Origin of the sequence: Streptomyces sp. NPDC006879 (genome assembly GCF_042869595.1) — a bacterium.
Taxonomy (GTDB): Bacteria; Actinomycetota; Actinomycetes; order Streptomycetales; family Streptomycetaceae; genus Streptomyces.
In genome coordinates this window covers 109,169-130,451 of sequence record NZ_JBIAGC010000005.1, presented here as the reverse complement: position 1 = coordinate 130,451, position 21,283 = coordinate 109,169, and the positions used below count along the sequence as shown (strand labels likewise).

18 protein-coding genes are annotated in these 21,283 nt (G+C 70.7%); 8 read left to right on the top strand and 10 right to left on the bottom strand.

The genetic code is table 11. The features are described from left to right. Together ACFYMC_RS06140 and ACFYMC_RS06135 are read right to left on the bottom strand one after the other, a co-directional pair. Entirely contained in the window at window positions 1–2,040 is a 2,040-nt protein-coding gene (locus ACFYMC_RS06140) for a biotin carboxylase N-terminal domain-containing protein (RefSeq protein WP_388519536.1), read from the bottom strand. A gap of 11 nt (window positions 2,041–2,051) precedes the next feature. Next, on the bottom strand, window positions 2,052–3,668 hold the full coding sequence (locus tag ACFYMC_RS06135; protein ID WP_388519533.1) for a carboxyl transferase domain-containing protein: 1,617 nt from the start codon (window positions 3,666–3,668) through the stop codon (window positions 2,052–2,054). An 87-nt stretch (window positions 3,669–3,755) separates the two neighbouring features. Here ACFYMC_RS06135 and ACFYMC_RS06130 point away from each other — a divergent pair, with 87 nt between their 5' ends. Continuing rightward, window positions 3,756–4,364, top strand: a complete 609-nt coding sequence (locus ACFYMC_RS06130; protein ID WP_388519530.1) for a TetR/AcrR family transcriptional regulator — start codon at window positions 3,756–3,758, stop codon at window positions 4,362–4,364. Window positions 4,365–4,395: 31 nt separating this feature from the next. Next, the gene (locus tag ACFYMC_RS06125) at window positions 4,396–5,187 is read left to right on the top strand and encodes a phosphatase (RefSeq protein ID WP_388519527.1); all 792 of its coding nucleotides are present in this window, start codon (window positions 4,396–4,398) and stop codon (window positions 5,185–5,187) included. Window positions 5,188–5,383: 196 nt separating this feature from the next. Here the strand turns inward: ACFYMC_RS06125 and tesB are convergent, their stop codons facing one another. The 6 genes from tesB to ACFYMC_RS06095 form a co-directional block, all read right to left on the bottom strand. After that, window positions 5,384–6,259, bottom strand: coding sequence for an acyl-CoA thioesterase II (gene tesB, locus ACFYMC_RS06120; RefSeq protein ID WP_388519524.1), 876 nt, complete (start codon window positions 6,257–6,259; stop codon window positions 5,384–5,386). Between the two features lie 6 nt (window positions 6,260–6,265). After that, window positions 6,266–7,423: an acyl-CoA dehydrogenase family protein gene (locus tag ACFYMC_RS06115; RefSeq protein WP_388519521.1), complete on the bottom strand. Its 1,158-nt coding sequence runs from the start codon at window positions 7,421–7,423 to the stop codon at window positions 6,266–6,268. A gap of 212 nt (window positions 7,424–7,635) precedes the next feature. Continuing rightward, window positions 7,636–8,511 (bottom strand): DUF4253 domain-containing protein, encoded by an 876-nt coding sequence (locus ACFYMC_RS06110; protein WP_388519520.1) that lies wholly within the window; start codon window positions 8,509–8,511, stop codon window positions 7,636–7,638. A gap of 205 nt (window positions 8,512–8,716) precedes the next feature. Then, on the bottom strand, window positions 8,717–9,364 hold the full coding sequence (locus ACFYMC_RS06105; RefSeq protein WP_388519518.1) for a hypothetical protein: 648 nt from the start codon (window positions 9,362–9,364) through the stop codon (window positions 8,717–8,719). 168 nt (window positions 9,365–9,532) lie between these two features. Continuing rightward, the gene (locus ACFYMC_RS06100; protein WP_388519515.1) at window positions 9,533–9,748 is read right to left on the bottom strand and encodes a DUF397 domain-containing protein; all 216 of its coding nucleotides are present in this window, start codon (window positions 9,746–9,748) and stop codon (window positions 9,533–9,535) included. Then, window positions 9,741–10,535, bottom strand: a complete 795-nt coding sequence (locus ACFYMC_RS06095) for a helix-turn-helix domain-containing protein (RefSeq protein WP_388519512.1) — start codon at window positions 10,533–10,535, stop codon at window positions 9,741–9,743. The genes ACFYMC_RS06100 and ACFYMC_RS06095 overlap by 8 nt, the downstream gene beginning before the upstream one ends. Before the next feature lie 160 nt (window positions 10,536–10,695). On the opposite strand from ACFYMC_RS06095, the gene ACFYMC_RS06090 reads away from it, so the two are divergent. Continuing rightward, window positions 10,696–10,905 (top strand): hypothetical protein, encoded by a 210-nt coding sequence (locus ACFYMC_RS06090; protein WP_388519509.1) that lies wholly within the window; start codon window positions 10,696–10,698, stop codon window positions 10,903–10,905. After that, on the top strand, window positions 10,902–11,225 hold the full coding sequence (locus ACFYMC_RS06085; protein ID WP_388519506.1) for a hypothetical protein: 324 nt from the start codon (window positions 10,902–10,904) through the stop codon (window positions 11,223–11,225). Before ACFYMC_RS06090 ends, ACFYMC_RS06085 begins: the two co-directional genes overlap by 4 nt. 205 nt (window positions 11,226–11,430) lie before the next feature. On the opposite strand, the gene ACFYMC_RS06080 is transcribed toward ACFYMC_RS06085, so the two are convergent. After that, window positions 11,431–12,021: a hypothetical protein gene (locus tag ACFYMC_RS06080; RefSeq protein ID WP_388519503.1), complete on the bottom strand. Its 591-nt coding sequence runs from the start codon at window positions 12,019–12,021 to the stop codon at window positions 11,431–11,433. Between the two features lie 179 nt (window positions 12,022–12,200). After that, entirely contained in the window at window positions 12,201–13,676 is a 1,476-nt protein-coding gene (locus tag ACFYMC_RS06075) for a PucR family transcriptional regulator (RefSeq protein WP_388519500.1), read from the bottom strand. Between the two features lie 130 nt (window positions 13,677–13,806). Here ACFYMC_RS06075 and speB point away from each other — a divergent pair, with 130 nt between their 5' ends. The 4 genes from speB (at window position 13,807) to ACFYMC_RS06055 (ending at window position 21,112) form a co-directional block, all read left to right on the top strand. Further along, entirely contained in the window at window positions 13,807–14,778 is a 972-nt protein-coding gene (gene speB, locus ACFYMC_RS06070) for an agmatinase (protein ID WP_388519497.1), read from the top strand. A 25-nt stretch (window positions 14,779–14,803) separates the two neighbouring features. Continuing rightward, window positions 14,804–16,486 carry a thiamine pyrophosphate-binding protein gene (locus tag ACFYMC_RS06065; RefSeq protein WP_388519494.1) on the top strand — a complete coding sequence of 561 codons (1,683 nt, stop codon included), beginning with the start codon at window positions 14,804–14,806 and terminating at the stop codon, window positions 16,484–16,486. Window positions 16,487–16,690: 204 nt separating this feature from the next. Then, window positions 16,691–20,614 (top strand): ABC transporter ATP-binding protein, encoded by a 3,924-nt coding sequence (locus ACFYMC_RS06060; RefSeq protein ID WP_388519491.1) that lies wholly within the window; start codon window positions 16,691–16,693, stop codon window positions 20,612–20,614. Between the two features lie 150 nt (window positions 20,615–20,764). Next, complete coding sequence (locus ACFYMC_RS06055; RefSeq protein WP_388519488.1) at window positions 20,765–21,112, top strand: hypothetical protein; 348 nt, start codon at window positions 20,765–20,767, stop codon at window positions 21,110–21,112. Window positions 21,113–21,283 lie beyond the last annotated feature (171 nt).

The window sequence follows — 21,283 nt, the reverse complement described above, 5'->3', positions numbered from 1 at the left end:
TCACGAGAGCACCTCCTCGGCCACGGAGGTGTCCGCGTGCGGGGCGACCACGGCCAACACCTGGTCCATGGCCACCGTGGCACCGGCGATCACATCGAGCTCGGTGACGGTGCCGGCGTGCGGGGCGGAGATGACGTGTTCCATCTTCATGGCCTCCACCACCAGCAGGCTCTGCCCCGCCGTCACCTCCTCGCCCACGGCTACCTTCACCACCGTGACGGTGCCCGGCATCGGTGCGGCCAGGGTGTCGGCGCCGCCACGACGGGCCCCGCCCAAGCCGGCCGCGACCGGATCGTGGGTCTGCACGTGCCAGGAGTCGCCCTCGCGGCCCAGCCAGACCCCGCCGGGGCCGTCCACATGACTGAACGTGTGTGTCACCCCGTCCAGTTCGACCGTGGCCCGACCCGTCTCGGCCTGCACCAGCCGGACCGGAACGGCAGGCTCCGCGCCGATGGCCAGTTCCAGGCGGCGGCCACCGGCACACTCCCGGACACGCACCGCGAGCGGTTCGGCTCCCGTGACGCGCAAGTGGTGGACGGTCCACGCCGGCTCGCCGCCGAGCCGCCAGCCGCTTCGGGCGGCGAACGGGTCCTGCCAGCTCGACCCGCGCTCTGTGGCCCGCTGCGCCAAGAGTGCCGCAGCCGCGTACACCTCCGCCGGCACCCCGGTGGGCAGCAGCAGGCTCAGGTCCCGCTCCACCAGACCGGTGTCCAAGTCGCCCGCTACCACATCGGGGTGTGCCAGCAGCCGCCGTAGGAAGCCGGCGTTCGTCTGCACGCCGAGGATGACCGTTTCGGCCAGTGCGCCCCGCAGGGTACGCAGTGCCGAGGCCCGGTCCGGGCCCCAGGCGATGACCTTGGACAGCATCGGGTCGTAGGTACTGCCCACGTCCGTACCGGCCAGCAGCCCGGAGTCGGTGCGCACCGACTCCGCGGGGTCGGCCGCGGATCCCGGCTCGCCGAGGGCCAGCACCGTCCCGCCCGAGGGCAGGAAGCCCCGCGCCGGGTCCTCGGCGCAGATCCGGGCCTCAACGGCGTGGCCGGTCAGCCGGACCTCGGCCTGGCTGCGGCCAAGAGCCTCGCCCGCTGCGACCCGCAGCTGTTCCTCCACCAGGTCCAGTCCGGTGATCCGCTCCGTCACCGGGTGCTCGACTTGGAGACGGGTGTTCATCTCCATGAAGTAGTACGAGGAGGGGTCGCCTCCCGGGACGATGAACTCGACCGTGCCGGCGCCCACATAGCCGCAGGAGCGTGCCGCGGATACCGCGGCCTCACCCATCGCCGCCCGGGTCGCCTCGTCCAGCAGTACCGAGGGGGCCTCCTCGATGATCTTCTGGTGGCGACGCTGGAGGGAGCACTCCCGCTCACCGAGGTGGATCACCTGGCCGTGGCGGTCCGCAAGCACCTGGATCTCGATGTGCCGGGGCCGGTCCACCCACCGCTCCACCAACAGGGTGTCATCGCCGAACGAGGAGCGAGCTTCACGGCGGGCAGCGGCGATCTCCTCCGCCAGCAGCCCCTCGTCCCGCACCAGTCGCATGCCCTTGCCGCCGCCGCCCGCCGAGGGCTTCAGCAGTACCGGCATGCCGATCTCCATGGCCGCCGCGGTCAGTTCACCGTCCGAGAGTCCGCTGCCCGAGGAGCCGGGGACCACCGGGACGCCGGCCGCCAGCACCGTCTCCTTGGCCCGGATCTTGTCGCCCATCAGGGAGATGGCCGAGGCGGGCGGCCCGATGAAGGCGATGCCCGCCTCCTCGCAGGCCGCCGCGAAGGCGGCGTTCTCCGCGAGGAATCCGTAGCCGGGGTGGACGGCCTCGGCCCCGGTACGCCGAGCGGCGTCCAGTAGCCGTTCGATCGACAGGTAGCTCTCGGCGGCAGCCGCCGGCCCGATCCGCACCGCGGTATCGGCTTCCCGGACGTGCCGGGCGTCGGCGTCCGCATCGCTGAAGACGGCCACCGAACGCACACCGAGCTTTCGCAGCGTCCGGATGACGCGGACCGCGATCTCGCCACGGTTGGCCACGAGCACTGTGCTGAACATCGAAGAGGTCCTCACATCCGGAAGATGCCGAAGCCGCCTTCGCCCAGTGGGGCGTTGGCGCACGCGGTCAGGGCCAGTCCCAGCACCTGCCGGGTCTCCATCGGGTCGATGACCCCGTCGTCCCACAGCCGGGCCGTGGCGTAGTAGGCACTGCCCTGCTGTTCGTACTGGGCCCGCACCGGAGCCTTGAAGGCCTCTTCCTCCTCGGACGGCCACTGCTCACCGCGGGCCTCCAGCTGGTCCCGCTTGACGGTCGCCAGCACCGAGGCGGCCTGCTCACCGCCCATCACAGAGATCTTCGCGTTCGGCCACATCCACAGGAAGCGGGGCGAGTAGGCCCGCCCGCACATCGAGTAGTTGCCGGCGCCGTAGGAGCCGCCGACGACCACCGTCAGCTTGGGCACGCGGGTGCAGGCCACCGCAGTGACCATCTTGGCGCCGTGCTTGGCGATGCCACCGGCCTCGTAGTCGCGACCGACCATGAATCCCGAGATGTTCTGAAGGAACAGCAGGGGGATGCCGCGCTGGTCACACAGTTCGATGAAGTGGGCGCCCTTCTGGGCGGATTCGGAGAAGAGGATGCCGTTGTTGGCGACGATCCCCACCGGGTGACCGTGGATCCGGGCGAAGCCGGTGACCAGGGTCTGCCCGAATTCGGCCTTGAACTCCTGGAAGCGGGACCCGTCGGTGATCCTCGCGATGATCTCCCGCGCGTCGTAAGGGGTGCGGGAGTCCACCGGCACCGCCCCGTACAGGCCGTACGGGTCGACCTTCGGCTCCTCGGCGGCCTCCACCGACCAGGGCAGCGTGCCGCGCCCGGGGAGCGTGGCGACGATGTTCCTTACGATCCGCAGCGCGTGGGCGTCGTCCTCGGCCAGGTGGTCGGTGACCCCCGAGATCCTGGAGTGCACCTCGCCGCCGCCGAGCTCTTCGGCCGTGACCACCTCCCCGGTGGCCGCCTTCACCAGCGGTGGACCGCCCAGGAAGATCGTGCCCTGGCCACGCACGATGACGGCCTCGTCGCTCATCGCGGGGACGTAGGCGCCGCCGGCGGTGCAGGAGCCGAGGACGGCGGCGATCTGGGGGATGCCGGCCCCCGACATCCGGGCCTGGTTGTAGAAGATGCGGCCGAAGTGGTCGCGGTCCGGGAAGACCTCGTCCTGCATGGGCAGGAAGGCACCGCCGGAGTCCACCAGGTAGACGCAGGGCAGCCTGTTCTCCAGCGCGACCTCCTGGGCGCGCAGGTGCTTCTTGACGGTCATCGGGTAGTAGGTGCCGCCCTTGACGGTGGCGTCATTGGCCACCACCACGCACTCGCGCCCGCTGACCCGCCCGATGCCGGCGATCACTCCGGCGGCCGGGGCCGCGCCCCCGTACATGCCCTCGGCGGCCAGCGGGGCCAGTTCGAGGAAGGGGGAGCCGGGGTCCAGGAGGGTGTCCACCCGGTCCCTCGGCAGCAGCTTGCCGCGCGCGGTGTGCCGGGCGCGGGCCCGCTCGCCGCCGCCGAGGCGGGCGGCGGCCAGCCTGGCCCGCAGGTCCTCCGCGAGTTCCTGGTGGGCGGCCTCATTGGTCCGCCAGGCCTCGGACGCCGGGTCCGCGGCGCTCGTCAGCACTGGTGCCTGCTGCATCCGTCGAGCTCCCTTGCTCGGTTAATGAGCGTTAACGCTATCCATAAGGTTAACGAGCGCTAACAGCCCTGTCTAGAATGATTTCTCATGAGCCCGAACGCCGCCGCCAGGACCGACGCTCCGACCCGCCGTGAGCAGATCCTCCAAGAGGCCGCCCGCCTCTTCGCGGAGCGCGGTTTCCACGGCGTGGGCGTCGATGAGATAGGCGCGGCCGTCGGCATCAGTGGGCCCGGCCTCTACCGCCACTTCGCAGGCAAGGACGCCATGCTCGCCGAGCTCCTGGTCGGCATCAGTGAGCGCTTGCTGACGGGCGGCCGGCGGCGCGTGAAGGAAGCCGCCGGCGACCCGGCCGCGGTCCTCTCCTCGCTGATCGACGGGCACATCGACTTCGCCCTCGACGACCGACCGCTGATCACCCTCCACGACCGGGAGCTCGACCGGCTGCGTGAGGCCGACCGCAAACTGGTCCGTCAACTCCAGCGCCAGTACGTCGAGCTCTGGGTGGAGACCGTGCGGGAGCTCCACCCCACCGTGCCCGAGGGTGAGGCCCGCACCGCCGTCCACGCCGTCTTCGGCCTGCTGAACTCCACCCCGCACCTCGGCTCCTACGGGTTGCCGGGCCGGGGAGCCGCCGAAGCGCTGCTGCGCCGGCTGGCCCACGGCGCCTTTGCCGCCCTGACCCCAGCAGCCGGCTGAAGTTGCCCACCCGTGGCCGTCCGGCGGCAGAATGGGATCCATGCCGATACCCAGCCGCGCCGCCCTGATCGAGCACCTCGTCCGGACCCGCATCGCAGGCGAGGTCGCCACTGCGCGCGAGAACAACCTCTCCCACTACCGCAAGCTCAGCCGCGGTGACCGGCACCACTGGTTCGGCCTGGAACTCGCCGAGCGCTGGAGCGAGGAACTGGACGTGCTCGCCGTCATGGTGGAGCGGTGCGGTGTCAACGCCGACCCCGATCACCGGCGGGGTCAGGACACTATCGATCCCGAGCTGACCGTCGCCGGTCTCCAGCGGATGGCGGCCCGACTGCGCAAGGCCGCCGCCGGCCGCGAGCGGGTGCTCCTCGCCACCGGTCACCCGGGCGGCCTACTCGACGTCCACCGGGCCACGGCCGCTGCGCTACGCGCCGCTGGCTGCGAGATCGTGGTCGTCCCCGGCGGGCTGGGCGCCGACGAGGGGCGAGTGGTCCAGTTCGCCGACGTGGCGGTCTTGGAGCGCGGCGCCACGCTGTGGCACACCCATTCGCCGGAGCCCATGGCCGCGATCTTGGACGGGTTGCTGCGCGAGGGTCGCCCCGCCCCCGATCTGGTCGTCGCCGACCACGGTTGGGCGGGCTGCGCCGGTCAGCGGGGGGTGGACGCGGTCGGCTACGCCGACTGCAACGACCCCGCGCTGTTCATCGGTGAGGCGGAAGGCACCGTCGAGGTCGCCGTTCCTTTGGACGACCACGTCCCCGACCCGCGCTCCTACGACCTGATGACGGCCTTCCTGCTCGCCGAGGCGGGGCTCGCAGCGTAGGTCACCGGCGCAGTTCACGGCCGGTGGGCCAGGTGCTTGGCTCCTGCTGTGGCCGGATGGGCCGCTCTGGCTCTGTGGTGCGTGGCCTGGTGGTGGCGTCCTTGGGGGAACCGCGCCGGGCCGAACGCGCGGAGCAGAACTGACGCGGCCCCCACCCGCCGCACAGGCGGGGGCCGCCGTCGAAGGGGCGGGCGGGTCAGCCGCGCGGGACGCGGACCACGCCCTCTTGGATCACCGTGATCGCCAGCCGCCCGTCCTGTGTGTAGATCCGGGCCTGGCCCAGCCCCCGGCCGCCGTGTGCCGAAGGGGACTGCTGGTCGTACAGCAGCCACTCGTCGGCCCGGAAGGGGCGGTGGAACCACATGGCGTGGTCCAGCGAGGCGCCGACCACGTCGCCGACCGCCCAGCCGCCCCGGCCGTGCGCCAGCAGCACCGAGTCGAGCAGGGTCATGTCGGAGACGTAGGTGGCCAGACAGGTGTGCAGCAGGGGATCGTCCGCGAGCTTGCCCTCGGTGCGGAACCACACCTGGCTGCGCGGCTCGACGGGCTCGCCGACGCTGCCCCAGGGCGGGGTCGTCGCGTACCGCAGGTCGACCGCTGCGCGACCGGTGAGCAGTCGTTCCACGGTGTCGGGATCGCGGAAGATCTTCCGGTAGTGAGGCAGCGCCTCGGCCGCGGTCGGCAGGGACTCCGGGTCCGGGGCGGGCGGCATGTCGCTCTGGTGGTCCAGCCCCTCCTCGTAGGTCTGGAAGGACGCGGAGAGGTGGAAGATCGGCTGTCCGTGTTGCACGGCTACCACCCGGCGGGTGGTGAAGGAACGGCCGTCGCGGATCCGGTCCACGGAGTAGACGATCGGTGCGCCCGGGTCGCCCGCTCGCAGGAAGTAGGAGTGCAACGAGTGGGCGTTCCGGTCGGCGGGCACGGTACGGCCGGCCGCGACGAGTGCTTGCGCCGCCACCTGCCCGCCGAACACGCGCGGGACCAGCGAGGGCCTGCTCGTGCCGCGGAAGATGTTCTCCTCGATCTGCTCCAGGTCGAGCAGATCGAGGAGATCGGAGAGTGCCTTGTTCAAGGGGACTTACAGACCCATCGACTTGGCGATGATCGACTTCATGACCTCGCTGGTGCCGCCGTAGATCCGGTTCACGCGGTTGTCGGCGTACAGGCGGGCGATCGGGTACTCGTTCATGTAGCCGTAGCCGCCGTGCAGTTGGAGGCACTTGTCGATCACGCGGTGTGCGACCTCGGTGTTGAACAGCTTGGCGGAGGCAGCCTCAGCGGCAGTGAGCTCACCGGCGTCCAGGGCCTCCAGGGCACGGTCGGCGACGGCCTCTGCGGCGTCCACCTCGGCCTGGCAGGAGGCGAGTTCGAACTTGGTGTTCTGGAAGTGGGCGACCGGCTTGCCGAAGACCGTGCGCTCCTGCACGTAGTTCTGGGCGAACCTGACGGCTGCTTTGGCCTGCGCGTAGGCGCCGAAGGCGATGCCCCAACGCTCGGAGGGCAGGTTCTGGCCCAGGTAGTAGAAGCCCTTGTTCTCCTCGCCCAGGAGGTCCTCGACCGGGACCTTGACGTCGACGAAGGCCAGCTCGGCGGTGTCGGAGGTGCGCAGGCCGAGCTTGTCGAGCTTGCGTCCGATGGAGTAGCCCTCGGACTTGGTGTCCACGGCGAAGAGCGAGATGCCGAAGCGGCGGTCGTCCTCGCGGGGGGCGGAGGTGCGGGCGCAGACGATCACGCGGTCGGCGTGGACACCGCCGGTGATGAAGGTCTTGGCGCCGTTGAGGACGTAGTGGGTGCCGTCCTCGGAGAGCTTGGCGGTGGTCTTCATACCTGCCACGTCGGAGCCGGTGCCCGGCTCGGTCATGGCCAGGGCCCACATCTCCTCGCCGGTGACGAACTTCGTCAGGTAGCGCTTCTTCTGCTCGTCGTTGGCGAGCATCTTGATGTACGGCAGGGCGAGCAGCACGTGGACACCGGAGCCGCCGAAGTTCACGCCCGCGCGGGCGGTCTCCTCGTAGAGCACCGCCTCGAACTTGTGCGTGTCCAGACCTGCGCCGCCGAACTCCTCCGGCACGTTGATGCCGAAGACGCCCAGCTCGCCGAGCTTGTAGTAGAACTCGCGCGGGGCCTGGCCGGCCGCGAACCACTCGTCGTAGACGGGGACGACCTCGGCCTCGATGAAGGCGCGGATGGTCTCGCGGAACGCCTCGTGGTCCTCGTTGAATACGGTACGGCGCACGGCCGGCTCCCTTCGTCGCGGCTCTCCGCCGCCGTGGCTAAGCGCTTGCTCACCTTGGTTGAGATTTAAGTTACCCGGCGGTCACCGCGACTGTCCAGAGCTCGTGATCCAGTGCGGTGCGCACCACAGTTCCACCCCGATGTCCAAAACGTCCACGCCGCACTCGCACGGGGCCGCCCAGACCGACCGCGGTAGCCGCACAGCCGCCCTGGTCAGGCCCACCGGAACGTCCAGATCCGCTGACCGAGCACCTCCTGGGTGGCGTACGCGCGCAGCGTGCCGTGGGACCCCCAGCCGATGTTGTCCGGGCAGAACGCGAAGTGCTCGGCAGCCACGGCCTCCGCCTCGGACGGGTCAGTCACGGGGGCGGCGACGGAGAGCACCACCTGGTCCGCGGTGAGCGCCACGACGCGCGTGCCGAAGCGCTCCTCCCACCCGCGCAGGACGGCGGACAGGAGACCGGGGTCGTCCTCGTGGTTCAGCGAGCCGGTCCAGCCGGTGGCCGCGGGGATGTCGGCGCTACGGTCAGCCGTGACCAGCGCCAGGTGAGGCTCCTCCAGCCGGGATCCGCCGCCCACGAGGGAGTCGGCCACCTCGGCGGCACATGCATCGGGGTCCTCCGCGAGTCGCCCCGCCGCCGCGAGCCCCGGCCACTTCGGGCCGAACGGGGCGACCACCTCGGCGACCGCTCCCGGCGCGCCCAGTGGGGAGTCACCCCCCTGCTGGCCGGGCGGGTCCTCGGCAGACTGGCGCGACCATATCTCGATCCAGTAGTCGCCCAGCACCTCCTCGGCAATGAAGTCCTCCGGATACGACAGGTTCCCGCACATCAGGTCCCAGCCCTCCGGACCTCCCAGCGGACCCGCGACGTCTATCAGCACCGGGTGCAGGCCGGCCGCTCGCCAGGCGGCCTCCTGGGCGGCCCATTCGCCCGGAACCGCGGGCGCCTCGGCCAGCCAGAGCAGAGGCTCGATCCAGGGGCCCTGATACGTCTCGTCAACGAGTCTCCCCGCGGGGAGACTCAGGCCCAGGCTGTTCCCGCTCGGATCGGCCGCGAGCTGGGTCAGGGGATTCGTAGGCGTCGTCATGCCCCGAAGGTATGGGGGACCAGTGACATCGGAGACCAGGACCTCCCCCGGTGCGCAGGAGACTCCCGCGAATCGACGTGTGGGTGGACCAACCAGAAGCGGCTGCCGATGAGTTCCCCAACCCAGCGAGGGCTGGCCCGCCCGGGGGAGCGCCCGCCAGAAGCAGGGAGCACCCTTGGCAAGCTCGTGCCGGCCCGGCCGCGGACTACGCCGGTTCCAACAGCACGGCCGCAAGCCTCCCGCTCAATATCGGGTCCCTCGGCAGTGCAAGCCCGAAGAACTCCGCGACCACAGCGAGCGCGGCGCGGTCGACCTCGTTCTGGTCGCGCCCAGGGCCCGGGAGGCCGGCGGCTCTGAACCGCTCCTGTACGCGTGCGGCTGTGGCGGGGTCGCCGTCGACGCCCTGGTAGCCCCACGACGCGTCCAGGCGCAGGTTGCAGCCGCTCACCAGTAGGCCGTCGTGGAAGTACCCGAACCGGGGAGGGACGGGCTTGCCGTTCTCCTCCTCGTACTCCAGGAGGCAGACGTGCACGCCGCCGCGTGAGACGGGTGCCGGCGAGTGGAACTCCCCCTGCCAACCGCCGTACGCGACCGCGTACGTCCAGCCCCCCGCGCAACCGAGGCGCATCCCGATGCCGTCGCAGGAGTCTCCGTAGGCGTCGTCCATCAGCTCCAGGAGCGAGGCTCCGGTGTGCTCCCCGACCGGTACGACGACGTGCGCGGCGTCGTAGACCAGGGTCGCCGCGAGCCGTTCAGCGAGCTCCTGCTCGCAGAGCCCGCGGGCGAGCACCACGTGGTAGCCCCCGAAGGCTACGGACCGGGGAGCGGCGAGCCAGGTCGTTTCGTTGGCCATGACCGTCATCCTGGCCGCTGACTCTGACACCACAGGTGGCAGGGCCCGCGACGGAGATCGCACCAGCGGTCCTGAAGCCATGAACCCGCGCCCCGACAGGCCATCGGGCCCCCGTGAGAGAACCGCGCAACTCCTGGGAGCGCTACCAGGTCAACGATCGCCGCGGCCTCAGAAGGCGTCCTCCCGGACGGCCGAGACGAATACGGACCAAGCAGTGGCCGGGAGGAACAGGGCAGGGCCGTGGGGGTTCTTGGAATCGCGAACGGGCACGCCCGCCGGGTGGCCGTCCAGCACCTCGACGCAGCTTCCGCCCTCGCTGTTGCTGTACGAGGACTTGCGCCAGCCGCTCCATCCGGCCGCGTACTGGATTCTGCGCTCAGTCATGGTGTCCGTATTCCCCCGCGATTGCCCTCAGGAGTGCGAGTGACTCCGTTGTCGGGAGCGCATCGCCCACAGCCAGAGTGTAGGTGTGTTCCAACCTCTGGACCATGGTGGGCGAATCGTAGAGTTTGCCCGTGAACGCCCCCTCGCTGTAGGCGGCCGGAGGCTGGTCCTCGAAGGACATCAGCGAGAGCATCCCTTGATGTAGCGGCTGGTAGCCGGCTCCGAACGGTAGGACGTGAACGCGTACGCGCTTGCGTTCTGCTAATTCGGCGATATGCGTCACCTGCTCCGCCATGATTTGGGGAGTACCTACCGGTCGGCGCAGGACCGCCTCATCCAGAAGTACCCACACCGCGGGCGTGAGCGGATCCTCAAGGATCCTGGCACGTTCAAGCCGTGTGACAACGAGCCTGTCACACTCCGACTCACTCCTCGGAGGGAACCAGGACCGCAGGACTGCTTCGGCGTAGCGCCGTGTCTGCAAGATGCCGGGCACAACGGACAGCGCGAACTCCTTGATCAAGGTAGCCTGTTGTTCGAGCTGCCGTGCTGTTTCGAAGTAGTCCGCGACTGCCGGATCCCCCTCAGGCAGGAAGCTACTCAGCACGTTTCCCGTGTTCAGGGCCCTGTCCAGGCGCCGGGCGTCCTCGCGGGAGGGGACGCGGCGGCCCGCCTCGATGTGGGAGATGTGCGAACGCGTCATGATCGCCGCGTCGGCCAGTTGCTGCTGAGTGAGCCCGGCCGTCTCGCGCTGGGCTTTCAACCAGTCGCCATAGATGTTGCTCACGGTCAACTCCCACGTGACAGAGGCGTTGTCACACGCCCACTACTGGTGAGGCTACTCCGGTTCGTCCCACTCTGTGAGTGCACCGCTACTCAGTGGTGTATCGCGATGGACGAGTCGAAGGTTCGGGTGACGCGTCCGCCAACCAGCTGGAGTTGAAGACGTGTTGCACTACATCGCCCGCCTCCTTGAGGTGTTGCCGTACGCGTTCGGGCGTCTCCCGGTGCCCGGGGAAACGCCAGACGGCTACGCCACCTTGCGCCGCTCCGCTCCCGCCCGCTGGCAAGGGGGCCTGAAGGTGGCCTCGCGGCTGACCGTGCGGGCGGTCGACCTCGCGCCGCGTGTCAGTCGCGGCTGGGCGGTGGCCGCGTGATTGGGCGGACCGCCGACGAAGGGCGGCTGCTGCCCTGGGTCGGTCCGGAGGGCAAGCCCTGCTACCTGATCGGTGACGGGCACGGGTATCTCTCCCGCGTGGCCGACAACATCGAGCGAGTCCAGCTCGGGATGGCGGTCGAACTACTCGATCACGCAGACGACATGCTCGCCGACCAGCACGCCACCTCCGCCCAACTGCGCTACCTTGCCGCCTGCATGGCGGAGACGCTGCGCGACCTCCACCGCATCGCGCGTAGCCGGGGCGCCCGACTGCCCGTACCGGTTCACGACGGAAGCGAGCCGCCCCCGGGGCCGTAGGGGTCGAGCGGTGATCGTGGCGTGGGGCGGGGACGGGCGCCGCCTCTCCGGGGCTCGGGGCGACACCGCCTGCGTGGGTCAGCCGATTCCTGTGGGCGGTGTCGACTCCGTGCGGCACCTTCGCTGTCGCGCGGCCTGGCGGTCGAGTCGAGATGTGGTCGGCTCATCCGCCGGCGTGGATCGACCACGAGCCCACGTGAACTTGTCAGCTTGTGGCCCAAAAGGATGCCGGGCGGGTCTCCCCTTTTCTCGTTTGGGGTGTATGCGGAATCAGTCGATGTCTTATGTTTCCGTACGAGTTCTTGGGGCTGAATTCGTATTCATCGGCATCCTCGGGGCCCGTGAGTAGATCGACCAGCGCGCCTTTGCAGAAGATCAGACTGATGAAGAGGAACGGCGCAAGCAAGCTTCCCGCCGGCAAGGTTTTCCAGAGGGCGTAGCCAATTATCAGTGGGATGAGAATGGGAATCCAGGACCATCTCCTCAGTGCTCGATACTCAACCAAAATGCTGCGCTGCTCTTTCATTCGCCACGCTGGACTGTGGCGACCGATGGTCACGTCGGCTTCGCATGCTGAGCATGCGACGGTCGCCGCATGGCTGTAGTGGGCGACTTTCCAGTCGCAGGGTTCCAGTGTGAACGGTTCGCTTGACACCTCCCATCTGTCGAGTGTGGAGGTGTAAGTCGTGTGCTCGTAATGCCCATGCGCCAGAGCGTAAAGCATTTGTGTCGCCACTTTCGACTTTAGGGGCTCACTTGGTTTGTCGATCCCGCTTCTGGAATACTTTATCCGCATGTTCGAAAGGTGTGAAGTGCCCGGAAGTCGTTCGCTTTCTGATCCAAAGGTGTGGTGATCGCAAAATGTGGATCACGCGGGAGGCCCGTGCCGGAAAGGGTGTTTCACCGGCGGCCCACGTTCGAGGTGCTGCGCGACCCACGACGGCTTCCGTCGTCGGCTCGCGCGGGCGGCGGCCCTCAGGTGCCGTGCCGGAGGGCGAACCACAACTCCATCCGGACGTCCGCGTCGTCCAGATCACGGTCGAGGAGTGCGGCGCAGCGGGCGATGCGCTGGCGGACGGTGTTGCGGTGCACGTTCAGGGCTGCCGCCGTACGGTCCCAGCCGCCGTGGTGGGTCAGCCAGCTGCGCAGCGTCTCCACCAGTACCGGGCCCAGCGGTGCCAGAAGTGCGCGGGCGTGGGCGCGGGCCTCCTCCTGGCCGATCAGCGCGTCGAGGCCGGCTCCGGTGTGCCGTACCAGCGGCGCTCGGGCCGCTTCGGCGCGGCGAAGCGCTCGGGCCGCCTGGGTGTCCGCCACCGTTAGTTCCACCGCCGGGGCGGGGGCGCTCGCTCCCAGGGTCCAGCCGGCTTGCGGGCCCGGCTGGTGTTCGCACAGGAGGCGCACCCGATCAGGCCCGGCTTCCAGGAGCACCGCGCCGAGGGCCGCGCCCAGAGCGGCCGGTTCGCCGGTCCCGGATTCGTGGGGCCGTGCGTGGACGACCGTCCAGGGGCCGGGGCCGAGCCGGCCGGCGGCCCGTTCGCGGTCGCCGCCGAGGAGTACCTCCAGCAAGGTCGCCGCGGTCGTCGCGGTGTGTTCCCTTCGGGAAGAGGTGAGGAGGGTCAGCAGTACGGCGGCCACTCCGGCGATGGTGCGGTCGCCGGGGGAGCGCAGGCCGGTGGCGATGCCGAGGGTGAGCCGGGCGGCCGGGGCTGCGGATGGCGGCATGGCCTCGGGCCCGGCCGGGCTGAGGGCGTAGGCGGACAGGTGCCGGGAGTCGACGCTGTCCGTGGCCGTGGCGGGGCCGCCGGAGGCCAGCCGGCGGGCGAGTTGGGACAGTGCGTCGCCTGCCCGCGGGGTAGGGGGCGAGCCGGCCGCGTGCATGACCTCGCCCCGTGGTGAGAACAGCGCCGACCAACCGCTCAAGGTGGCCGCGAGTCGGCGCAGCACCGCGGGGACCGGGTCGGGGCGGGCGGCGGCTGCGGCCAGGGCCTGTTGGGCCTCGGTCACCCGGCGCAGCTCGCGGGTGCGTTCCTGCGCCATCAGCCGCCACACGGCGCGGGCCACCGCGGTGAAGGGGGTGTGAGGGGCGACCTCCAACAGCGGCAGTGCGTGTCGCTCGCAGGCCCGCGCCAGCTCCGGTGGCACCGCCTCGTGGACCGGCGCGACACCGAAACCGAGCGCCGCTACTCCGGCGGTGACCAGTCGTGCCACATACCCCTCGGCGCCGGGCCCCAGCTCCTGCCCGGCGGTCAGCAGCAGTTCTCCGCCGAGCAGGTACGGAGAGGGGTCACGCATCTCGGAGGCGTGCACTCCGTGTAGTACGACGCCTGTCGCCCCCGCCACCAGCCGGAGGCCGAGGCCGCGGTCCGCGAGCAGCAGCTCCAGGGGGATGCCGGTGGTGGGCGGCTGGGCCGGTGTGGTGGGAGCAGAGGGGTCGCTCGCGGGAGACTGCATGGATGGTCCGCACATATGGGAGAAGAGTTATGGATGAAACCTACACTTCGCGCATTCCCGCTGGCCACCTACGCTCGAACACGGAGCCGGAGCACCCCCACCCGGCGGCCGGACACAGAAGGGCACCTCCATGAGCACCGAGCAGACCCCGCGCGGACCCGTCGACTCCTCCCGGATTCCCCGGTACGCCGGCCCCGCGACCTTCGCCCGACTGCCCCGGCTCGACGAGGTCGGCTCCGCCGACGTAGCCGTAGTCGGCGTGCCCTTCGACTCGGGTGTCTCCTACCGGCCGGGTGCCCGTTTCGGCGGCAACGCCATCCGCGAGGCCTCCCGACTGCTGCGCCCGTACAACCCGGCCCAGGACGCCTCCCCCTTCGCGCTGGCGCAGGTGGCTGACGCCGGCGACATCGCCGTCAACCCGTTCAACATCAACGAGGCGGTGGAGACCGTCGAGGCCGCCGCCGACGAGCTGCTCGGCAATGGCTCCCGACTGATGACCCTGGGTGGTGACCACACCATCGCGCTGCCGCTGCTGCGGTCGGTCGCCAAGAAGCACGGCCCGGTGGCCCTGCTGCACTTCGACGCCCACCTCGACACCTGGGACACCTACTTCGGTGCCGAATACACCCACGGAACGCCGTTCCGCCGCGCCGTAGAGGAGGGCGTCCTCGACACCGAGGCCCTCTCCCACGTCGGCACCCGTGGCCCCCTCTACGGCAAGCAGGACCTCGACGACGACGCCAAGATGGGCTTCGGCATCGTGACCTCGGCCGACGTCTACCGTCGGGGTGCCGACGAGGTCGCCGACCAGCTGCGCCAGCGCATCGGGGACCGCCCGCTGTACATCTCCATCGACATCGACGTACTCGACCCGGCCCACGCGCCCGGTACCGGCACTCCCGAGGCGGGCGGCATGACCTCCCGGGAACTGCTGGAGATCATCCGCGGTCTGTCCTCCTGCAACCTGGTCTCCGCCGACGTGGTCGAGGTCGCCCCCGCGTACGATCACGCCGAGATCACCTCCGTTGCGGCCTCCCACACCGCGTACGAGCTGACCACGATCATGAGCCGACAGATCGCCGCGGGCAGGCAGGCCCGCTAGCGCCGCCTCGAAAGGCAAGCAGAGCGTGACGCACGACCACGACCAGGTACTCCGTCCCACCGCGGCCCAGACGGCGGCGGCCCTCGCGCCGCCCCCCGGCCGCACCGGCGCAGACCTGGTCGTGGAGACCCTCCGAGGGCTAGGGGCCACCACCCTCTTCGGGCTCCCCGGGCAGCACGCGCTCGCCCTCTTCGACGCCGTGCGCCGCTCCGACCTGCGCTTGGTCGGCCTGCGCGTGGAGAACAACACCGCCTTCGCCGCCGACGCGTACGGACGGATCACCGGCGAGGCAGCCCCGCTGCTGCTCTCCACCGGCCCGGGCGCCCTGACCTCGCTGGCCGCGCTCCAGGAGGCGGCGGCTGCCTCCGCGCCGGTGGTGGCGATCTCCTCGCAGGTGCCCAGCGCGGGCCTCGGCGGCGGCCGGCACGGCTACCTCCACGAGCTGCGTGACCAGCAGGCATCCTTCCGCGAGGTCGTGAAGTCCGTGCACCTCGCGCGGACCCAGTCCCAGATCCCCTCGGCGCTCGCCGCCGCCTGGGAGTCCGCCCTGACCGTGCCGCACGGCCCGGTATGGGTGGAGGTGCCCGAGGACGTGCTGCGCGCCGAGACGCAGATCCCCGAGGTCACGGCGGTGGACGCGAGTCCGCACGAGCTGGTGCCCCGCCCCGAGCTGACCGCTCTGGCGGCGCACTGGCTGGAGAACGCAGCCAGACCAGTGATCCTCGCCGGAGGCGGTGTGATCCGCTCCGACGCCGCAGGCAAGCTGCGCCTGCTCGCCGAGCGGATCAACGCGCCGGTGGTCACCACCTTCGGCGGAAAGGGCGCGTTCCCCTGGACCCATCCGCTGTCCCTCCAGTCCTGGCTGGAGGACCGCCACATGACGGACTTCCTCCAGGACGCCGACGTGCTGCTGGTGGTCGGCTCGGGGCTGGGCGAACTGTCGTCGAACTACCACACCCTGCTGCCCGGGGGCCGGGTCGTCCAGATCGAGGCCGATCTGGGGAAACTGGAGTCCAACCACGCCGCCCTGGGCATCCATGCGGACGCCCGCACGGCCCTGACGGCCCTGCTTGAGACCGTGCGTGAGCGCCCCGACCCGAACGCCCCCGAGCGGGTCGCGCTGCTGCTCGGTGAGATCCGCGCCCGCCTGGCCGGCCAGGACCTCACCGAGGAGCAGGAGGTCCTCGCCGCGGTCCGGGCCGCCCTGCCGGACCGCTCCCCGTCCTTCTGGGACATGACGATCCTGTCCTACTGGGCCTGGTCCGCCTTCGACGCCAAGCATCCGAACACGATGCACTCCGCCCAGGGCGCCGGCGGCCTCGGATACGCCTTCCCCGCCGCGCTCGGCGCGGCCGTCGCCGAGCCGGGCACGCCCGTCCTGGCGGTGTCCGGGGACGGCGGCGCGATGTACTCCATCGCCGAACTCGCCACGGCGCGGCAGTACGACCTGGACGTCACCTGGCTGATCGTCGACGACGGCGGCTACGGCATCCTGCGCGAGTACCTCCGTGACACCTACGGCGCCACCACCGCCACCGAACTGACCCGCCCGGACTTCGTGGCCCTCGCCGAGTCCTTCGGCGTCCCCGCCCGCACCACCACCGCGGCGACGCTGCGCGAGGACCTCGCCGCCGCACTGGCCGCCCCCGGTCCCTCGGTGGTGGTCCTCCCCGCCGCCCTGAAGATGTTCGCCCCCACCCACGCATAGGCGCGGACGGTCGGCCCGCCCTCGGCCCGGCCCACTCCCAGCTCACCCCCTTGCTCTTCCCCAGGTCCGGCCCGAGGGGGCCGGGCTCTCCCCTCGGTGACGGACCCGCTGCGGGGTGCGACGTCCACTTCGGTGCGATGGGATGAAATCCGCACCGCCGGGTGTTGGGGCTTGGCGGCAGTGATTGGAAACCGGGAGGCATCTGTGGCGACGGCGGAGACGGCCGGAGCGGGGCGGGGATGGGCGCGGAGACTCGCCGCGTACACCTGGCGGTATCGACTCAACGTGCTGCTGGCGCTCGGGTCCTCGCTCGGCGGCATGGCCGTCATGGCGCTGGTGCCGCTGGTCACCAAGGTGATCATCGACGATGTGATCGGTGACCAGTCCCGCCCGATGGCCTTGTGGGCCGGCCTGCTGGTCGCGGCGGCACTCGTGGTCTACGTGATGACGTACATCCGTCGTTACTACGGCGGGCGGCTCGCCCTCGACGTACAGCACGACCTGCGCAACGACATGTACGCGACCCTCACCCGCCTCGACGGTCGTCGCCAGGACGAGCTGTCCACCGGACAGGTCGTGGGCCGCGCCACCAGTGACCTCCAGCTGATCCAGGGGCTGCTCTTCATGTTGCCGATGACCATCGGCAACTTCCTGCTGTTCGGGATATCCTTGGCGGTCATGCTCTGGCTCTCGCCACTGCTGACCCTGGTGGCCCTCGCCATGGCCCCCGCCCTGTGGTTCATCGCCCAGCGCAGTCGCCGCAAACTGTTCCCCGCCACCTGGTACGCGCAGGGGCAGGCCGCGGCCGTCGCCGGGGTCGTGGACGGCGCGGTCACCGGAGTCCGGGTGGTCAAGGGCTTCGGCCAGGAGGAGCAGGAGACCGACAAGCTCAGGGCGGCCGGGCGTCGCCTGTTCGGCGGTCGGCTGCGCACCATCGCCCTGAACTCCCGCTACACCCCCGCTCTCCAGGCCGTTCCCGCCCTCGGTCAGGTCGCCATGTTGGCGCTCGGCGGCTGGATGGCCACCCGCGGCCAGGTCACCCTCGGTACCTTCGTGGCCTTCTCCACCTATCTGGCGCAGCTCGTCGGCCCGGTGCGGATGCTCGCCATGGTGCTGACCGTCGGGCAACAGGCCCGGGCCGGTGTCGAGCGGGTCCTGGAGCTGATCGACACCCAGCCGTCCATCGAGGACGGTCAGACGGTGCTGCCCGCGGACGCGCCGGCGGCCGTCGAATTCGAGGAAGTCTCCTTCGGGTACGGCGAGCGCACAGTCCTGGACCGTCTGAGCCTGTCCGTGGAACCCGGCGAGACGCTCGCGGTGGTCGGTGCCTCCGGCAGCGGCAAGTCCACGCTTTCGCTGCTCCTGCCGCGTTTCTACGACGCCACCGGCGGCAGCGTCCGGGTCGGCGGGTACGACGTGCGCGAGCTCAGCTTCGACTCGCTGCGCCGGGCGATCGGCCTGGTGCCCGAGGACAGCTTCCTCTTCTCCGACAGCATTCGCGCCAACATCGCGTACGGGAACCCACAGGCAGCGGAGGAGGAGATCGTGGCCGCCGCCCGGGCCGCCCAGGCGGACCGGTTCATCGAGCAGCTCCCCCAGGGCTACGACACCCGGGTCGGCGAGCACGGCCTGACCCTCTCCGGCGGACAGCGCCAGCGGATCGCCCTCGCCCGCGCGATCCTCACCGACCCCCGGTTGCTGATCCTGGACGACGCGACCTCCGCGGTGGACGCCCGGGTCGAGCACGAGATCCACGACGCGCTGCGTTCGGTGATGGCCGGCCGGACCACGCTGCTCATCGCGCACCGCCGCTCCACCCTCGCGCTGGCCGACCGGATCGCCGTACTCGACCACGGCCGGCTCGCCGATCTCGGTACCCACCAGGAGTTGGAGCGCCGCTCAGCGCTCTACCGGCGACTGCTGACGGACCCGGACGCTCTGGGCGGCGGCTCCCCGGACCCGGCGGGCCCGGTGGCCGGGCCGGACATCCGGGACGAGGCGGTGCTCGCCGACCTCGAACGGGACATCGAGCGGGACATCGAACTCGAAGCGGAGATCGACTCCGAGCCGGTCAGCGCGAAACGACGGGCCGTCGACGGCATCACCCCGGAGCTGTGGCGCCGGGCGGAGGAGACCTCGGAGACCGAGCAGGAAGGCGCCGGCCCGCGGGAGCAGACCGGCGCGGGACCGGCGCAGGTGCCGGGCAAGCAGGTCGGCGCCCCGGCCGGGCCGCCCTCGGGGCCGCCCGGTGGCGCCAGCATGGCCGCGGCCATCGCGGGTATGCCGGCCACCCCCGAACTTCTGGCCAAGGTTGCGGCGCTGCCGTCTACCAAGGACGATCCGGCGGTCGACGAAGAGCGCGCCGCCGCCCCGGAGGAGAGTTACGGCCTGCGCCGCCTACTGCGGGGCTTCGGCGCTCCGCTGTTGGTCAGCCTTGCCCTGGTGGCGCTGGACGCGGGTGCGGGGCTGCTGCTGCCCGTGCTGATCCGGCACGGGATCGACGAGGGCGTCGAACAACTGGCGCTCGGCGCGGTTTGGGCGGCCTCCGCGTTGGCGCTGCTGGTGGTGCTCACCCAGTGGACCGCGCAGTTCGCCGAGACGCGGATGACCGGGCGCACCGGCGAGCGCATCCTGTACGCCCTGCGCGTCAAGATATTCGCGCAGCTCCAGCGGCTGGGCCTCGACTACTACGAGAGGGAGCTGAGCGGGCGGATCATGACGCGGATGACCACCGACGTCGACGCCCTGTCGACGTTCCTGCAGACCGGTCTGGTCACCGCCGTCGTCTCCGTCTTCACCTTCTTCGGCATCCTCGTCGCGCTGCTCGTGATCGACGTGGAGCTCGCCCTCATCGTCTTCGCGACACTGCCGGTGCTGATCGTGGGGACGATCGTGTTCCGCCGCAAGTCGGTCCGGGCGTACGAGCTGGCACGGGACCGGGTCAGCGTGGTCAACGCCGACCTTCAGGAGTCCGTCTCAGGCCTGCGGATCGTCCAGGCATTCCGTCGCGAGGGCGCCGGCGCTGCGCGGTTCGCCGAGCGCAGTGACAGCTACCGGCAGGCCCGGGTCCGCGGCCAGTGGCTGATCTCGGTCTACTTCCCCTTCGTGCAGTTGCTGTCTTCGCTGGCCGCCGCGGCGGTGCTGATCGTCGGAGCGGGCCGGGTCGAGGCCGGCACGTTGACCACCGGTGCGCTGGTCGCCTACCTGCTGTACATCGACTTGTTCTTCGCTCCCGTCCAACAGCTCTCCCAGGTCTTCGACGGCTACCAGCAGGCCAGCGTCTCGCTGGGCCGCATCCAGGAGTTGCTGCGGGAGGAGACCCGCACCCCGCGGGCGCCCCGGCCGCGCGAGGTGGGCGCGCTGCGCGGGGACATCGCCTTCGAGGAGGTCCGATTCCGTTACGGGACGGCCGAGGAGCGCGGCGGGTCCGAGGAGGCGCTGGCCGGCATCTCCTTGCGGGTGCCCGCCGGGCAGACTGTGGCCTTCGTGGGGGAGACCGGTGCCGGCAAGTCCACCCTGGTGAAGCTGGTGGCCCGGTTCTACGATCCGACGGCCGGGCGGGTCACCGTGGACGGCACGGACCTGCGGGAGCTGGACCTGACACAGTACCGGCGCCGGCTCGGGGTCGTCCCCCAGGAGCCGTACCTCTTCCCCGGAACGGTCCGCGATGCCATCGCCTACGGGCGGCCGGAAGCCTCGGACGCGGAGGTGGAGGCCGCCGCCCGGGCGGTCGGCGCACACGAGATGATCGCCACCCTGGAGGGCGGCTACCTGCACGAGGTGGCCGAGCGCGGCCGTAACCTCTCAGCCGGGCAGCGCCAGTTGATGGCCCTGGCCCGGGCCGAGTTGGTGGATCCGGACGTGCTGTTGCTGGACGAGGCCACTGCCGCCTTGGACTTGGCCACCGAGGCCCAGGTCAACCGTGCCACCGACCGTCTCGTCGGCCGGCGCACCACCTTGGTGGTCGCGCACCGCCTGACCACCGCCGCCCGGGCCGATCGGGTGGTGGTCATGGACGGTGGCCGGGTCGCCGAGGACGGCACCCATGAGGAACTGCTGGGTCGGGGTGGACGGTACGCCGAGCTGTGGCGGACCTTCGTCGGTGAGGACGAGCCGGCGGCTGCCTGAGCGGTACCGGCTCGTGCCCCGGAGCCGGTGGGTGCAACCGCCCCCGCCGCTGACGCGTCGTAGCTGCGTGCGCACGGTCAAACGTTCGTCAATCGGAGGGGTGTAGTCGTGTTCGGTGGGCGGGGCGGGAAGAGGGCCAGGGGTCTGGGCGTGCTCGTGACGGGGCTGGTGCTGTCCGGCACTGTCCTCGGCGGCACTCCGGCACAGGCTGCCTCGGCGTGTGCCGGTCGGGTGGTCAAAACCCTTCCCTTCGCCACCGGGAAGGTCCGTGTCCATCGGACCCGCACCCACGTCTGCGCCGTGACGCTGCCCCGGCGGCCCGGGCGGCGCCAGTACATGGAGGTCAGCATCCAGCCGCGCGGTGGGGTCCCGGTCCGGGACGCCGGGCGGTACTTTCGGCTGGCCGGGCCCGTCACCGTGCACGCCGTCAGCCGTTGCGTGTTGGTGAAGGGCAAGGTCGGTACGGGGTCGGTGTCCTCCGGCTGGATCCTCTGCTGAGTCCAAGGGCTTTCCTGCAGTACCCGATGGGCCGGCCTGGGACGTCAGCGCGGTGTGTCGCAAGGCGGAGGGGCGCGCCGGGTGTGTTCGGGTGATTCGACGACGCGGCGAGGCGCCGTAGCTGTCGTCGCGCGCTTGTCGGGTATTGGGGGGACAGACCTCAGCCCGCCA